This is a genomic window from Micromonospora palomenae, assembly GCF_007829925.1.
GTDB classification, from domain to species: domain Bacteria; phylum Actinomycetota; class Actinomycetes; order Mycobacteriales; family Micromonosporaceae; genus Micromonospora; species Micromonospora purpureochromogenes.
On record NZ_VIXA01000003.1, the window covers coordinates 160,506 to 174,996 of the forward strand.

Here is a 14,491-nt window from a genome sequence, read left to right on the forward strand (position 1 = left end):
CGGCACTGTACCCCGATCCGTCACGGGTATCGTGGCGCGCGTGACCATCGACTCCGGCCCGGTGCCCGACACGCTGCGCTGGGCGGTACGGCTGCTGCGCGGCGAGGCGGTCGCGCTGGCGCTGCTGGCCGCCTGGCTGATCTGGGCCGACCTGACCGCCACCAAGACCGATCTCGTGTCGGCACTCTTCGTGACCGCGTTCGCGTTCGCCGGCGCCGCCGCCCTCTGGGCTCTCGGCGCGGCGCTGGTCCGTCGCCGGGCCGGTGCCCGGGCGCCGGCGATGGTGCTCCAGCTGATGCTGCTGCCGGTCGGGTGGTTCATGATCTCCGGCGGCCTGGGGTGGCTCGGCGTACCGCTGATGGTCCTCGGGGTCGGTGTCTGCGCGCTGCTGCTCAGCCCGCCCACCACGCGGGCCCTCGGGTTTCACTGACCGCCACCGGCGGCCCCGGCGGCTCAGTAGCCGGAGGAGCGGCGGGTCAGCAGCGAGATGGTGGCCCGGCCGTCGGCCGCGTCCGCGAAGGCGGCCGTGGTCAGCGCGGTGAGCACCTTCCAGGCGAACGAGGACTCCGACGGCAGCGTGGCGCCCCGCACCGTCGGCACGGTCACCTCGACGGTGAGCGCGTCCTCGGTGACCGAGAAGCGGCACTCCAGCTCGGCGTCGCGGGTGGCGATGGCGAGCAGCATGGCGCAGGCCTCGTCGACCGCGATGCGCAGATCCTCGATCTCGTCGAGGGCGAACTGGAGGCGGGCCGCGAGCCCCGCCGTGGCGGTGCGCAGCACGCCGAGGTAGCCGCCGTCGGCGGGCACCGTGAGGTGCACGACGTCGTCGTCGGTCGTCGGCTGGCCGGTCAGTTGAGTCACGCCTCATCCCCCCGGTCGGGGACTCTACCCCCTCAGGCGTCCGGCCGGGCGGGGGCCGAGGTCGACTGGGCGGCGAGCCCGTGCAGCGCCGACCCGCTGAGCCGGTACGGCACCCACTCGTCGAGCTGCACCGCGCCGATGGAGGCGTAGAAGCGGGCCGCCGGATTCCAGTTGATCATCCACCACTCCAGCCGCTCGTAGCCCCGCTCCACGCAGATCTCGGCGAGCGCGGCGAGCAGCAGCCGGCCGGCGCCGGTGCCCCGGTGGTCGGGGCGGACGTACAGGTCCTCCAGGTAGACGCCGTGCACGCCGGCCCAGGTGGAGAAGTTGAGGAACCAGAGCGCGAACCCGACCGGCTCGTCCCGGTCGTCCACCGCGACGTGCCCGAACAACGCCGGCGCGGGGCAGAACAGGGCGGCGGTGAGCTGTTCCTCGGTCAGCCGACACTGGTCGGCGGCGCGCTCGTAGTCGGCGAGTTCGTGCACCATCGCGACGACGGCCGGCACGTCCGCGGGACGCGCCGGCCGGATCGTCGGTGCCGGGGAGGCCAGGCTCACGCCTTCTTGGTCTCCCAGAAGATCTTCGAGATCTCGTCGATCTTCTGCAGCAGCTCGTCGGCCTTGGTCGGGTCGGTCGCGCCCTTGGCGCCGGCCGCGCCGGCCATCTTGGTGGCCTCGTTGAAGAGCTGGTGCAGGTGCGGGTACTTCTCGAAGTGGGCCGGCTTGAAGTAGTCGGTCCACAGCACCCAGAGGTGGTGCTTGACCAGCTCGGCCCGCTGCTCCTTGATGATGATGGCCCGGGTGCGGAACTCCGGGTCGGTGTTCGCCTGGTACTTCTCGCAGATCATTTTGACCGACTCGGCCTCGATCCGGGCCTGGGCCGGGTCGTAGACGCCGCACGGCAGGTCGCAGTGGGCGCTGGCGGTCAGACGGGGCGTAAGGATGCGGGGAAGTCGCATCTGGGTCCTCCACGGGATGTTTGCGATGATCCAAGCCGACATTACTCCTGGGGGCGTCCCCGGCAGGGGTGGAGGGGAAACCTGGTGACGGTCGAGCGGGCGGACCCGCCGGCGCGGCTGCGCCGGTGGCTCACGGCCGTCGGCGTGACCGGTCCGTCCATGGCGCCCACGCTGCGGCACGGGGACGCCGTACTGGTCCGTCGGGGCGGCCGGTCGGTCCGGCCGGGCGACGTCGTCGTCGCGGTCTTCCGGACCCGGCCCGAGCTGCTGGTGGTCAAGCGCGCGGTCCGTCGGCAGGACGGCGGCTGGTGGGTACGCGGCGACAACGCACTCGTCACCGACGACTCCCGGGCGTACGGGGTGGCCGACGTGCTCGGACGGGTGGTGTGCCGCTACTGGCCCCGCCCCGGCCGGCTGCCACGCGGCCCGTTATGACCCTGCTCACATCGGCGCACCCCTGGCGTGACTATGCTCGGAAAGTGCCCGGGTGACCCCCCGCACCGCGTGCCGCCGCCAGGCGCCTCACCTCGCGCCCGCGCCGGCCGCTCCGTCTGCTCGACAGATCCTGGAGTCACCATGTCTGCGTCCACCGTGGATCCCGCTGATCCCGTCTTCCGGCTGCACGTCGGCGGCAAGATGGCCGTCACCTCGACGGTCCCGCTGACCAGCCGGGAGGACCTCTCCCTCGCCTACACCCCGGGCGTCGCCCGGGTCTGCGAGGCGATCGCCGCCGACCCGGCCCTGGCCGACGACTACACGTGGGTGTCGCACACCGTCGCGGTCGTCACCGACGGCTCGGCCGTGCTCGGCCTCGGCAACATCGGCCCGCGCGCCGCGCTGCCGGTGATGGAGGGCAAGGCGGTGCTGTTCAAGCAGTTCGCCGGCGTGGACGCGGTACCGATCTGTCTGGACACCCAGGACGTGGACGAGATCGTGGCGACGGTGACGGCGCTCGCCCCCTCCTTCGGCGGGATCAACCTGGAGGACATCAGCGCCCCCCGCTGCTTCGAGGTGGAGCGCCGGCTGGACGAGGCGCTGGCCATCCCGGTCTTCCACGACGACCAGCACGGCACCGCGATCGTCGTGCTGGCCGCGCTGCGCAACGCGGCGGCGCTGCTCAACCGCAAGCTCGGCGATCTGCGGGTGGCGGTCAGCGGCGCCGGCGCGGCCGGGGTGGCGGTGACGAAGATGCTGGTCGCCGGCGGCGTGAACCCCGACCAGGTCGTGGTCTGCGACTCCAAGGGCATCATCGGCCGGCACCGCGACGGGCTGACCGGCACCAAGGCCGAGCTGGCGGAGTCCACCAACGCCGAGGGCCGCCAGGGCGACATCACCGAGGCGCTGCGCGGCGCGGACGTGCTGGTCGGCGTCTCCGGCGGGCAGATCCCCGAGGCGGCGATCGCCGGCATGGCGCCCGGCGGCATCGTCTTCGCCCTGGCCAACCCCACCCCCGAGGTGCACCCCGAGGTGGCCGCCCGGCACGTCGCGGTGGTGGCGACCGGCCGCAGCGACTACCCCAACCAGATCAACAACGTGCTGGCGTTCCCCGGCGTGTTCCGGGGTGCGCTGGACGCCCGGGCCACCCGGATCACCGACGGGATGAAGGTGGCCGCGGCGGACGCGATCGCCGGGGTGGTGGCCGAGTCGCTCACCGCCGACGCGATCGTGCCCTCCCCGCTCGACCCCCGGGTGGCTCCCGCGGTGGCGGCGGCGGTCGCCGAGGCGGCCCGGCGCGACGGCGTCACCCGCGCCTGACCGAGCTTCCCGCCAGCACCTCTCCGCCCACCGAGACCCGCAGTTTCCGAGAAAGAGTGGCCTTCCGACGCCGGGAGGCCACTCTTTCCCTGAATGTGCGCGGGGTGGTGACCGGGGAAGGCCGGGTTGTGGGATAGGTCCTGGGTCGGGGGCGGCTCCGCTTGTTACGGTGCCGACCATGCGTGCCGCCTATGCCTCGAGCTTCGACACCGACAATCCGCTCGCCGCGTTGACCGTCGGCGAGCGTCCCGAGCCGATCCACCCGGAGGAAGACTGGGTGACCGTGCAGGTGCTGGCCAGCTCGCTCAACCACCACGACCTGTGGTCCCTGCGCGGGGTGGGCCTGACCCCCGACCAGCTGCCGATGATCCTGGGCTGCGACGCGGTCGGCACCGACCCGGACGGCAACGAGGTGGTCATCTACCCGGTGGTGCCCACCCCCGGCGACCCGCGTGGCGTCTCCATCCTCTCCGAGCACTTCGCCGGCACCCTCGCCGAGCGGGTGGCCGTACCCCGGGTGAACCTGATTCCGCTGCCGACGGGCCTGTCGGCGACCGACGCGGCCTGCCTGCCGACGGCCTGGCTGACCGCGTGGCGGATGCTGACCACCAAGGGCCGGATCGACGACGCCGAGTCGGTGCTGGTCCAGGGCGCGGGCGGTGGCGTGGCCACCGCGGCCGTCGCGCTCGCCGTGGGGCACGGCAAGCGGGTGTACGCGACCAGCCGGGACGCCGGCAAGCGGGAGCGGATCGCCGCCCTCGGGGCGACCGCGCTGGAACCCGGCGCACGCCTGCCGGAGCGGGTCGACGTGGTGATCGAGACGGTCGGCGCGGCCACCTTCGACCACTCGCTGAAGTCCGCCGCCCCGCTGGCCCGGATCGTGGTCTCCGGGGCGACCGCCGGGCACGAGCCGAAGATCAACCTGCGGCGGGTCTTCGCCATGCAGCTGGAGATCCTCGGCACCTCCATGGGTACCCCGGACGAGCTGACCGACCTGCTGGCCTTCTGCGCCGAGCACGAGGTGCGCCCGGTGGTGGACAGCGTGGTGCCGTTCAGCAAGGTCGAGGACGCCTTCGCCCGCCTGCACTCCGGCGACGTCTTCGGCAAGGTCGTCATCGACCACACCGCCTGACCCCCCAAGATCCCGGCAGTTTCCGAGAGAGAGAGAGAGAGAGAGAGTGGCCATTCCGCGTCGGATGGCCACTCTCTCTGTGAAAGTGCGCCGGCCGGCGGCCGGCGGCGGGGGTCAGAGGTGGTCGTCGAGGGTGGCGAGGTTGCCGCGGGCGGCGTCGGCGGGGAGGCGGTCCCGGGCCGCCGCGTCGCCGTAGAGGGTCCAGCGGAGGAACTCCAGCGTGGTGTCGGAGACCACCCGCAGCGCCGCGCCGTCGCTGAGCAGGGCCCGGCCGTGGTCGCCCTTCGGCAGGCTCAGCATCGCCTTCGGCCAGGGGACCGCGTCGTACACCGCCTTGCCGGCGGCGTAGTCGACCACCTCGTCGGCCTCGCCGTGCACGAAGAGTTGCGGCGCGGCAGCCCCGGCGAAGGCGGTGCCGACCCCGAGCGCGGTCCCGGCGAAGACCACCCCGGCGTCGAGGCGTTCGTCCCGGCCGGCGGTGAAGAGGCCGATGGTGGTCACCCCGCCGGCCGAGTGCCCGGCCGCGGCCACCCGGTCGGTGGCCAGCCGGCCGCGCAGCGGGTCACCGGCCCTGCCGTCCAGCGCGAGCACCTTGTCCAGCGCGTACGAGACGTCGGCGGGCTGGTTGAGCACGTCGAGCACGTTGCCGTCGGCGCCCCGGCTGGTGTGCGGGAAGGTCGGCGCGGCCACCACGAACCCGCCCGCCGCCCACCGGGTGAGCAGCTCCGCGTAGTCGTCCGGCCGGCCGTTCAGGCCGTGGCTGAACATCACCACCGGGAACCGCCCGTCCGCCACGTCCGCCCCCCGCTCCGGCCCGCCACCGGCCCCGCCCCGGGCCGGGTACCAGACGGTGACCGGCAGCGGGCGGTCACCGTCCCGGTTGAGCTTCACCTGGCGTACGCCGACGGCGAAGGTCTTCCCCGGCGCGGTGCCGGCGGGTACCCGCGGGGCCGGGGTGGTGGCCTTCGGCGGCTCCGGCGGGGCGGCCGGCCGGGCGGTCGGGGCGGGCGCCGCCGAGCAGCCGGCGAGGCCGACGGAGAGCAGGGCGGTGGCGAGCAGGACCGGGGTGGGGCGACGGGACATGAATCCGATTGTGCCCCCGTCGACGGGGTGTCCGGCCACTGTTGGACGCAGTGTGACCTGCGGCGGACCGCCGGTGGCCGGACCGCGACCGCCGGGCATCCGCGCTCAGGGGCGCAGGCGGTCGTCGAGGGCGGTGACGCCGGGCCGGAGGGCGTCGGCGGGCAGGCGCCGGGCGGCCTCCCGGTCGTCGTAGAGCGTCCAGCGGAGGAAGTCCGTGGTGGTGGCGAGCACCTGGTCGAAGCCCGGGCGGCCCGGGGTCAGGTACTCGCCGTGCCCCTGCCCGAGCACGCTCAGGAAGGCCGCCGGCGCGCCGGCCCGGTCGTACGCGGCCCGACCGACGCCCAGCGGCACCACCGGGTCGGCGGTGCCGTGCACGAAGAGCAGGGGAGCGGCCGGCCCGGCGAAGCTGCCGGCCAGCCCGCCGCCGGCGATCACGATGCCGGAGCGGAGCCGCGCCGAGTACCCCGAGGTGAACATACCGGCGGTGGTGAAGCCGCCCGCCGAGTGACCGGCGGCGGCGACCCGGCTGACGTCCAGGTGCCCGGCGAGCGGGTCCGCCCGCCCCGCGTCGAGCCGGGCCAGGTACCGCACCAGCCGCCAGCCGTCCGCCGGCTGGTGCCGGACGTCGGCCCGGGTGAACGTCCGGGCCCGCAGGTTGGTGTGCGGGTACGTCGGCGCGGCCACCACGAACCCCGCCGCCGCCCAGCGGGTGGTGAGCCCGGCGTGCAGCTCGGGCAGGCTCCACAGGCCGTGGCTGTAGACCACCACCGGGAACCGCCCCGGGGCGACCCGCCCGCCCTCGGCCGGGTACCAGAGCGTCACCGGCAGCGGCCGGGGCCCGGTCGGGTCGATGGTGAGGGTGCGTACCGCGACCGGGTGGAGCCGGTCCGGGGCGTGCCCGGCCGGCGGTGGCCCGCCGACCGCGGCGGTGGCCGGTGCGCAGCCCGCCAGCAGCGCCGTCATCAGCGCGACGACCGGCCGCGGCACCCCCATCCCTTCACGGTAGGGGGCCGGCGGCCCACCCCGGCCCCACCGTCCGGACCGGGTGCCGCCCGCCGCCCGGCCGGTTCCCGTCCACCGCTCGGATCGCAAGCGTCACCCTGGGTTCGGCGGGATCGTGCGGGGTGCGCGGTTTCGCTAGGGTCTCCGGCATGTCTGACGAGTACGTTGACCCCAGCGGCAACACCGAGCAGTTCCGCGCCTTCGCCCACTCGGAGCCCGCCGCGCCCGTCGAGGTGGCGTCCCGCCTGCCGCTGATCGCCGGTGCGGCCGCGGTCGCGGTGCTGCTGGTCGCCGTAGCCGGCTGGCTGGCCCTGGGCTGAGCCGCCGCCGACCCGGTTCCGCTCAGCCGGCGGTCGCCGCCACCACACGGGCCTCCCGGGCGATCTCCCGCTCCTCGTCGGTGCCGATCACGCAGACGCTGACCTCGGCGCCGTCGGGCGAGATCACCCGGTCGCCGGCGCCGGCGTTGCGCGCCGGGTCCACGGCGATGCCCAGCCGGTCCAGCCCGGCCAGCGCCGCGGCCCGGACCTCGGCGGAGTGCTCGCCCACCCCGGCGGTGAAGGTGACCGCGTCGACCCGGCCGAGCAGGGCGTAGTACGCCCCGACGTACCCGGTGATCCGGCGGCAGTAGACGTCGAAGGCCAGCGTGGCGGCCGGGTCCCCGGCGGCCCGCCGCTGGAGCACCTCGCGCATGTCGTTCGCGCCGGTCAGGCCGAGCAGCCCGCTGCGGTGGTTGAGCAGGTCGTCGATCTCGTCCACCCCCAGCCCGCCCTCCCGGCGCAGGTGGAAGATGACCGTCGGGTCCAGGTCACCGCTGCGGGTGCCCATCACCAGGCCCTCCAGCGGGGACATGCCCATCGAGGTGGCCACGCTGCGGCCGCCGGCGACCGCGCAGGCGCTGGCCCCGTTGCCCAGGTGCAGGGTGATCGTGTGCAGCGCCTCGTACGGCCGGCCGAGCAACTCCGCCGTGCGCCGCGAGACGTACGCGTGCGAGGTGCCGTGGAAGCCGTACCGGCGGACGCCGTAGCGCTCGGCGACGTCCCGGTCGATGGCGTAGGTGGCGGCGGCCTCGGGCAGCGAATGGTGGAAGGCGGTGTCGAAGACGGCGACCTGCGGCACGTCGGGCAGCGCCTCCCGGGCCACCTCGATACCGGCCAGGTTGGCCGGGTTGTGCAGCGGCGCGAGCGGCACCAGCTCCCGGATCGCGGTGAGCACCGCGTCGTCGATCAGCACCGGTTCGCTGAACCGCCGGCCGCCGTGCACCACCCGGTGCCCGACCGCGCCCAGCCCGTCCAGGTCGAGCCGGTCCAGGATCTGCCGGACGGCGGTGACGTGGTCGGCCGGCCCGCCCCCGGGCTCGCCGACCCGCTCCACGGTCCCGGAGTCGCGGACCGTCTCGCCGTCGTAGAGCCGGTACTTCACCGACGACGAACCGCAGTTGAGGACGAGCACCCGGTCGGTCATGACGCCTCCGCGGCGGCCTGGATGGCGGTGATCGCCACGGTGTTGACGATGTCGGCGACCGTCGCGCCCCGGGACAGGTCGTTGACCGGGCGGCGCAGGCCCTGCATCACCGGGCCGACCGCGACCGCGCCCGCCGAGCGCTGCACCGCCTTGTACGTGTTGTTGCCGGTGTTCAGGTCCGGGAAGATGAAGACCGTCGCCCGGCCGGCCACCGTGCTCTGCGGCAGCTTCGTCGCCGCGACCTGCGGATCGATCGCCGCGTCGTACTGGATCGGGCCCTCCACCAGCAGCTCCGGGCGGCGCTCGCGGACCAGCTTGGTGGCCGCCGCGACCTTCTCCACGTCCGCCCCGGCCCCCGAGTCGCCGGTGGAGTACGACAGCATCGCCACCCGGGGCTCGATGCCGAACCGGGCGGCGGTGTCGGCCGACGACATGGCGATGTCGGCGAGCTGGGCGGCGTCCGGGTCGGGGTTGACCGCGCAGTCGCCGTAGACCAGCACCCGGTCGGCGAGCAGCATGAAGAAGACGCTGGAGGCCACCGAGACCCCGGGCACCGTCCGGATGATCTCGAACGCCGGGCGGATGGTCGCCGCCGTGGTGTGGGTGGCCCCGGAGACCATGCCGTCGGCGTGGCCGGTGGCCACCATCATCGTGCCGAAGTAGTTGGGCCGCGCCACGACGTCGTGCGCCAGCTCGACCGTGACGCCGCGGTGGGCGCGCAGCCGCGCGTACTCGACGGCGAACTCGTCGCGCCAGGCGCTGGTGACCGGGTCGACGACGTCGGCGCCGGTGACGTCGATGCCCAGCTCCCGGGTGCGGCGGGCGACGTCGTCCGGGCGGCCGAGCAGGGTCAGGTCGGCCACGCCCCGCCGGAGCAGCACCTCCGCCGCCCGCAGGATGCGCTCCTCGGCCCCCTCGGGCAGCACCAGCCGGCGGCGGGTGGCCCGGGCGCGGTCGATCAGGTCGTACTCGAACATCAGCGGGGTGACCCGTTCGGACCGGCTGACCCGCAGCCGGCGGGCCAGGTCGACGGTGTCCACGTTGCCCTCGAACGCGCCGAGCGCCGCCTCCACCTTGCGCGGGTTGGCCGGGCTCGGGCGGCCCTCGATCCGGCTGGACGCGGCCACCGTGTCGTAGCTGTCGCTGCGTACCGAGAGCACCGCCAGCCCGGTGTTGAGCCCCTCGACCAGCCGCATCGCCCGGGGATCGGGCTGCTCGCCGAGGGTGAGCACCAGCCCGGCCACCGAGACCTGCCCGGCGACGTGCGCGGCGCTGGCCGCGACCAGCAGGTCCGCCCGGTCGCCCGGGGTGATCACCAGCGCCCCCTCGGTGAGGTGGTCGAGCAGGGTGGGCACGTGCGCGGCGCCGACCACGTAGTCGAGCACGTCGCGGTCGAGCGCGGCGTCGTCACCGGCGAGCAGGGTGGCGCCGAGCGCCGCCGCCACCTCGGCCACCGTCGGCGCCGACACGGTCGGCACCTCCGGGATGGCGTACGCGGGGACGGGCAGCTCCGGCAGGGTCATCGGCCCGGGCACCCGGTTGGCGATCACCGCAAGCACCGTCGCGCCCAGATCCTCCAGATCGTGGAACGCCCCACGCGCCGCCGCCGCGATCGCCTCCGGCTCCTGCCCGAAGCCGTCGATCACCGGCACCACCACGCTGCCGAACTCGGTGGCCAGCCGGGCGTTGAAGGCCAGCTCGCGGGGGCCCGCGCCCTCGCCGCCGTCGGCGAAGTCGCTGCCCACCACGACCACGGCCGGGCAGCGCTGCTCGACGCTGCGGTAGCGCTCGACGATCCGGGAGATCAGTTCCTCCCGGCGGCCGTCCGCGACCAGGGCGCTCGCCTCGGCGTAGGTGGCGCCGGTCAGCTCATGCTGCGGCAGGTCCACCCGGTAGCGGTCGACCAGCAGGGCGAGGATCGGGTCGGCGCCGGTGTCGGCGACCAGCGGCCGGAACACGCCGATCCGCTCGACCTGTCGGGAGAGGAGTTCCGCGAGGCCGAGGGCGATGGTCGACTTCCCCCCGCCGGACCCCACGCTGGTCAGGTAGACGCTGCGGGCCACGACCCCACCCTAGGAGATCACGCGTTCCCGCGCCCGGGACCTCCGTCCCACCCACCCGGGCCGGACGGGGTGGTCCCGGGGTTGGACGGGTGGTCCCGGGGTTACTCGTCGTCCTCGTCGTCGAGGCGGGCCAGGTAGGTGGCGAAGCGTTCGATGGGGGTCTCGAACTCGGGGTTCAGGTCGACGAAGTCGCGCAGGCGCTCGGCCAGCCACTCGATGCTGACCTGCTCGTCGGCCCGGCGCTCGACGAGTTCCTCGATGCCACGGTCGGTGAAGTACATCCGTATGTCCTTGTCGGGAGGGTGCCGACGGAACCGGGGCAGGGCCGTCGGCGGACGGCGCTGCCCCGGGTCTCGGCGGTGCGGTCAGGTCACGGGCGGGGGAGGGCCGCCTCGATCAGCGCGGTCTGCTCGACCTCGTGCATCTTGGCCGAGCCGACCGCCGGGGCCGCCGCGGCCGGGCGGGAGATCCGCCGCAGCCGGACGTCGGCCAGGTGCTCCAGCAGGTTGAGCGCGACGAACGACCAGGCACCCTGGTTGGCCGGCTCCTCCTGCACCCAGGCGAAGTCCTCGGCGTTCGGGTACTGCGCCAGGGCGGCCCGGATCTCCTCGATCGGCAGCGGGTAGAGCTGCTCCATCCGGAGGATCACGGTGTCGGTGACGCCGCGCTCGGCCCGGGCCTGGAACAGGTCGTAGTAGATCTTGCCCGAGCAGAGCAGCACCCGCTTCACCTGCTCCGGCGCCGGGGCGGCGGTGTCGGCCAGCACCGGCTGGAAGGTGCCGGTGGTGAAGTCCTCCACCGGGGAGACGCAGAGCTTGTGCCGCAGCAGCGACTTCGGCGTGAACACCACCAGCGGCTTGCGCTTCGGCGACAGGGCCTGGCGACGCAGCAGGTGGAAGTAGTTCGCCGGGGTGGTCGGGATGGACACCCGCATGTTGTCCTCCGCGCAGAGCTGGAGGAACCGCTCCGGGCGACCCGACGTGTGGTCCGGGCCCTGGCCCTCGTGGCCGTGCGGCAGCAGCAGGGTGACCGCGGAGCGCTGGCCCCACTTCACCTCGCCGGAGGAGATGAACTCGTCGATCACCGACTGGGCGCCGTTGACGAAGTCACCGAACTGGGCCTCCCAGCAGACCAGCGCGTTGACGTTCTCCACCGAGTAGCCGTACTCGAAGCCCATCGCGGCGTACTCGGACAGCAGCGAGTCGTGCACGAAGAACCGGGACCGCTCGCCGTCGCCGGTGAGCGACTTCAGCGGCAGGTAGTCGTCGCCGGTCTTGGCGTCCACCACCGAGGCGTGCCGCTGGACGAAGGTGCCGCGGCGGGAGTCCTGCCCGGCGAGCCGGACGGTGACCCCGTCGTGCAGCAGCGCGCCGAAGGCGATGATCTCGCCGTAGCCCCAGTCGATGTTGCCCTCGACGGACATCTTGGCCCGCCGGTCGAGCAGCTGCTGGATCCGCTTGTGCGGGGTGAAGCCCTCGGGGAGGTTGACGTGCGCCTCGCCGATCGCCTTGACCACGGCGGCGTCGGTGGCGGTCTCCACCTGCGGCTCCGGCTCCTCCTCGCGGCGCGGCCGGCTGAGCTGGCGCGGGGTGGTGGCGGCGTCGCGGGTGGCCTTGAAGACCCGCTCCAGCTGCCCCTGGTAGTCGCGCAGCAGCTCCTCCGCGTCCTCCACGGTGATGTCACCCCGCCCGATCAGCTCCTCGGTGTAGAGCTTGCGGACCGAGCGCTTCGAGTCGATGATCTTGTACATCTCCGGGTTGGACATCGAGGGGTCGTCGCCCTCGTTGTGCCCGCGCCGGCGGTAGCAGACCATGTCGATCACGACGTCCTTGTTGAACGCCTGCCGGTACTCGAAGGCCAGCCGGGCGACCCGGACCACGGCCTCGGGGTCGTCGCCGTTGACGTGGAAGATCGGCGCCTGGATCATCCGGGCCACGTCGGTGCTGTAGAGGCTGGAGCGGCTGTACTCCGGGGCGGTGGTGAAGCCGACCTGGTTGTTGACCACCACGTGCACGGTGCCGCCGGTGCGGTAGCCGCGCAGCTGGGAGAGGTTGAGCGTCTCGGCGACCACGCCCTGGCCGGCGAACGCGGCGTCACCGTGCACCGCCAGCGGCAGCACGGTGTAGCCCTCCAGCTTCAGGTCGATCCGGTCCTGCTTGGCCCGGACGATGCCCTCCAGCACCGGGTCCACGGCCTCCAGGTGCGACGGGTTCGCCACCACCGAGACCTTGACCGCGTGGTCGCCGTCCGGGGTGGTGAACTTGCCGTTCTGGCCCAGGTGGTACTTCACGTCGCCGGAGCCCTGGGTCGAGCGCGGGTCCAGGTGGCCCTCGAACTCGGAGAAGATCTTCTCGTACGGCTTGCCGACGATGTTGGCCAGCACGTTCAGCCGGCCGCGGTGGGCCATGCCGATGACGACCTCGTCCAGCCCGCCCTCGGCGGACGACTCCAGGATCTCGCCCAGCAGCGGGATCAGGGACTCGCCGCCCTCCAGCGAGAAGCGCTTCTGCCCGACGTACTTGGTCTGCAGGAAGGTCTCGAAGGCCTCGGCGGCGTTGAGCCGGTTGAGCACGTGCTTCTGCTCGTCGGCCGGCGGCTTCTCGTACTTGCGCTCGATCCGCTCCTGGATCCAGCGGCGCTCCTCCGGGTCCTGGATGTGCATGTACTCGATGCCGACCCGGCGGCAGTACGAGTCGCGCAGCACGCCGAGGATCTCCCGCAGCTTCATCCGCTGCCGGCCGGCGAAGCCGTTGACCGGGAAGACCCGGTCGAGGTCCCACAGGGTCAGCCCGTGCTGGAGGACGTCCAGGTCCGGGTGCTTCCGGATCTTGAACTCCAGCGGGTCGGTGTCGGCCATCAGGTGGCCGCGCACCCGGTACGCGTGGATCAGCTCGTGCACCCGCGCGGTCTTGTTGATCTGGCCCTCGGAGTCGACCGCGACGTCCCGCATCCAGCGCACCGGCTCGTACGGGATGCGCAGCGAGGTGAAGATCTGGTCGTAGAAGCCGCGCTCGCCGAGCAGCAGCTCGTGCATCACCTTGAGGAACTCGCCGGACTGCGCGCCCTGGATGATCCGGTGGTCGTACGTGCTGGTCAGCGTGATGATCTTGCTGACCGCCAACTCGGCCAGGGTGGCCTCGCTCATGCCCTGGTACGGCGCCGGGTACTCCATCGCGCCGACGCCGATGATGGCGCTCTGCCCCTGCATCAGGCGGGGGATCGAGTGCACCGTGCCGATGCCGCCCGGGTTGGTCAGCGAGATGGTGGTGCCGGCGTAGTCCTCCATGGTCAGCTCGTTGCGGCGGGCGCGCCGGACCACGTCCTCGTACGCCTGCCAGAACTGCCGGAAGTCCATCTGCTCGCAGGCCTTGATGGACGGCACCACCAGGTTGCGGGAGCCGTCCGGCTTGGCCAGGTCGATGGCGATGCCCAGGTTGACGTGCTCCGGGCGGACCATCGCCGGCTTGCCGTCGACCTCGGCGAAGGAGTTGTTCATCTCGGGGTGCTCGACCAGCGCCCGGACCAGCGCGTACCCGATCAGGTGGGTGAAGCTGACCTTGCCACCGCGCCCGCGGGCGAGGTGGTTGTTGATCACGATGCGGTTGTCGACCAGCAGCTTGGCCGGGACGGCGCGCACGCTGGTCGCGGTCGGCACCGCCAGCGAGGCGTCCATGTTCTGCACGATCTTGGCGGCCACGCCGCGCAGCGGGGTGGTGCCCGCACCGCTCACGGCCGGTGCCTTGGCGGCCGGCTTGGCCGGGGCGGCCTTGGCCGGCGCCGGCTTGGCGGGGGCCTTGGCGGCGGGGGCCGGCTTGGCGGGGGCGGCCGGCTGCGCCACGGTCGCGGCGGCCTCCTGCTGGCCGGCCGGCTCGGCGGGGGCGGCCTTGGGCGGGGCCTTCTCCTCGGCGGGGCGCGGCGTGGCGGCGCCCGGGGCCGGCCGGTAGTCGGCGAAGAAGTCGTGCCAGGCCGAGTCGACGCTCGACGGGTCGGCGAGGTAGCGCTGGTACATCTCCTCGACGATCCACTCGTTCGGGCCGAAACCCGCCAGTGGGTTCTCCTGCGAAGTCTGCTGGGTCGACACGGCCGGTAATCGCCTCTTTCACGCGGGTTCGTATGTCACGCGGTCGGCACCCGTGCCCGGTTACCGGCGCACGGGAGACGGCTCCCAGGCTA

14 protein-coding genes are annotated in these 14,491 nt (G+C 73.4%); 5 read left to right on the top strand and 9 right to left on the bottom strand.

Going from position 1 to position 14,491, the window contains the following annotated elements; genetic code table 11:
• The first annotated feature begins 40 nt into the window (after positions 1 to 40).
• Positions 41 to 430, top strand: coding sequence for a hypothetical protein (locus tag FHX75_RS21675; protein ID WP_154942187.1), 390 nt, complete (start codon positions 41 to 43; stop codon positions 428 to 430).
• A 23-nt stretch (positions 431 to 453) separates the two neighbouring features.
• Here FHX75_RS21675 and FHX75_RS21680 read toward each other — a convergent pair whose 3' ends face one another.
• The 3 genes from FHX75_RS21680 to sodN form a co-directional block, all read right to left on the bottom strand.
• Complete coding sequence (locus FHX75_RS21680) at positions 454 to 861, bottom strand: ATP-binding protein (RefSeq protein ID WP_154942188.1); 408 nt, start codon at positions 859 to 861, stop codon at positions 454 to 456.
• A gap of 32 nt (positions 862 to 893) precedes the next feature.
• The gene (locus FHX75_RS21685; protein WP_154942705.1) at positions 894 to 1,349 is read right to left on the bottom strand and encodes a GNAT family N-acetyltransferase; all 456 of its coding nucleotides are present in this window, start codon (positions 1,347 to 1,349) and stop codon (positions 894 to 896) included.
• A gap of 65 nt (positions 1,350 to 1,414) precedes the next feature.
• Positions 1,415 to 1,819: a superoxide dismutase, Ni gene (sodN, locus tag FHX75_RS21690; protein WP_154942189.1), complete on the bottom strand. Its 405-nt coding sequence runs from the start codon at positions 1,817 to 1,819 to the stop codon at positions 1,415 to 1,417.
• Positions 1,820 to 1,903: 84 nt separating this feature from the next.
• Here sodN and FHX75_RS21695 point away from each other — a divergent pair, with 84 nt between their 5' ends.
• The 3 genes from FHX75_RS21695 (at position 1,904) to FHX75_RS21705 (ending at position 4,706) form a co-directional block, all read left to right on the top strand.
• Positions 1,904 to 2,254 carry a S26 family signal peptidase gene (locus FHX75_RS21695; protein WP_246158441.1) on the top strand — a complete coding sequence of 117 codons (351 nt, stop codon included), beginning with the start codon at positions 1,904 to 1,906 and terminating at the stop codon, positions 2,252 to 2,254.
• 141 nt (positions 2,255 to 2,395) lie between these two features.
• The gene (locus tag FHX75_RS21700; protein ID WP_154942190.1) at positions 2,396 to 3,574 is read left to right on the top strand and encodes an NAD(P)-dependent malic enzyme; all 1,179 of its coding nucleotides are present in this window, start codon (positions 2,396 to 2,398) and stop codon (positions 3,572 to 3,574) included.
• A 169-nt stretch (positions 3,575 to 3,743) separates the two neighbouring features.
• A complete protein-coding gene (locus tag FHX75_RS21705; protein ID WP_211364539.1) occupies positions 3,744 to 4,706 on the top strand; it encodes a zinc-binding dehydrogenase in 963 nt (320 codons plus the stop codon).
• A 114-nt stretch (positions 4,707 to 4,820) separates the two neighbouring features.
• On the opposite strand, the gene FHX75_RS21710 is transcribed toward FHX75_RS21705, so the two are convergent.
• Together FHX75_RS21710 and FHX75_RS21715 are read right to left on the bottom strand one after the other, a co-directional pair.
• Positions 4,821 to 5,789 carry an alpha/beta hydrolase family protein gene (locus FHX75_RS21710; RefSeq protein WP_154942192.1) on the bottom strand — a complete coding sequence of 323 codons (969 nt, stop codon included), beginning with the start codon at positions 5,787 to 5,789 and terminating at the stop codon, positions 4,821 to 4,823.
• A gap of 105 nt (positions 5,790 to 5,894) precedes the next feature.
• Positions 5,895 to 6,782, bottom strand: coding sequence for an alpha/beta hydrolase family protein (locus tag FHX75_RS21715; RefSeq protein ID WP_154942193.1), 888 nt, complete (start codon positions 6,780 to 6,782; stop codon positions 5,895 to 5,897).
• Positions 6,783 to 6,940: 158 nt separating this feature from the next.
• On the opposite strand from FHX75_RS21715, the gene FHX75_RS30925 reads away from it, so the two are divergent.
• Complete coding sequence (locus tag FHX75_RS30925) at positions 6,941 to 7,111, top strand: hypothetical protein (RefSeq protein ID WP_170285434.1); 171 nt, start codon at positions 6,941 to 6,943, stop codon at positions 7,109 to 7,111.
• Between the two features lie 22 nt (positions 7,112 to 7,133).
• Here FHX75_RS30925 and FHX75_RS21720 read toward each other — a convergent pair whose 3' ends face one another.
• The 4 genes from FHX75_RS21720 to FHX75_RS21735 form a co-directional block, all read right to left on the bottom strand.
• Positions 7,134 to 8,255, bottom strand: a complete 1,122-nt coding sequence (locus FHX75_RS21720; protein ID WP_154942194.1) for an acetate/propionate family kinase — start codon at positions 8,253 to 8,255, stop codon at positions 7,134 to 7,136.
• The gene (gene pta, locus FHX75_RS21725) at positions 8,252 to 10,318 is read right to left on the bottom strand and encodes a phosphate acetyltransferase (RefSeq protein ID WP_154942195.1); all 2,067 of its coding nucleotides are present in this window, start codon (positions 10,316 to 10,318) and stop codon (positions 8,252 to 8,254) included. The genes FHX75_RS21720 and pta overlap by 4 nt, the downstream gene beginning before the upstream one ends.
• Before the next feature lie 101 nt (positions 10,319 to 10,419).
• Entirely contained in the window at positions 10,420 to 10,599 is a 180-nt protein-coding gene (locus FHX75_RS21730) for a DUF6104 family protein (protein ID WP_088960493.1), read from the bottom strand.
• 89 nt (positions 10,600 to 10,688) lie between these two features.
• On the bottom strand, positions 10,689 to 14,399 hold the full coding sequence (locus FHX75_RS21735) for a multifunctional oxoglutarate decarboxylase/oxoglutarate dehydrogenase thiamine pyrophosphate-binding subunit/dihydrolipoyllysine-residue succinyltransferase subunit (RefSeq protein WP_154942196.1): 3,711 nt from the start codon (positions 14,397 to 14,399) through the stop codon (positions 10,689 to 10,691).
• Positions 14,400 to 14,491 lie beyond the last annotated feature (92 nt).

What these genes read in the sequence shown, in the direction of transcription:
- FHX75_RS21715 (WP_154942193.1), bottom strand. Translation starts at nt 6,782, where the DNA reads ATGGGGGTGCCGCGGCCGGTCGTCGCGCTGATGACGGCGCTGCTGGCG.
- FHX75_RS21730 (WP_088960493.1), bottom strand. Translation starts at nt 10,599, where the DNA reads ATGTACTTCACCGACCGTGGCATCGAGGAACTCGTCGAGCGCCGGGCC.
- FHX75_RS21710 (WP_154942192.1), bottom strand. Translation starts at nt 5,789, where the DNA reads ATGTCCCGTCGCCCCACCCCGGTCCTGCTCGCCACCGCCCTGCTCTCC.
- FHX75_RS30925 (WP_170285434.1), top strand. Translation starts at nt 6,941, where the DNA reads ATGTCTGACGAGTACGTTGACCCCAGCGGCAACACCGAGCAGTTCCGC.
- FHX75_RS21720 (WP_154942194.1), bottom strand. Translation starts at nt 8,255, where the DNA reads ATGACCGACCGGGTGCTCGTCCTCAACTGCGGTTCGTCGTCGGTGAAG.
- sodN (WP_154942189.1), bottom strand. Translation starts at nt 1,819, where the DNA reads ATGCGACTTCCCCGCATCCTTACGCCCCGTCTGACCGCCAGCGCCCAC.
- FHX75_RS21685 (WP_154942705.1), bottom strand. Translation starts at nt 1,349, where the DNA reads ATGGTGCACGAACTCGCCGACTACGAGCGCGCCGCCGACCAGTGTCGG.
- FHX75_RS21700 (WP_154942190.1), top strand. Translation starts at nt 2,396, where the DNA reads ATGTCTGCGTCCACCGTGGATCCCGCTGATCCCGTCTTCCGGCTGCAC.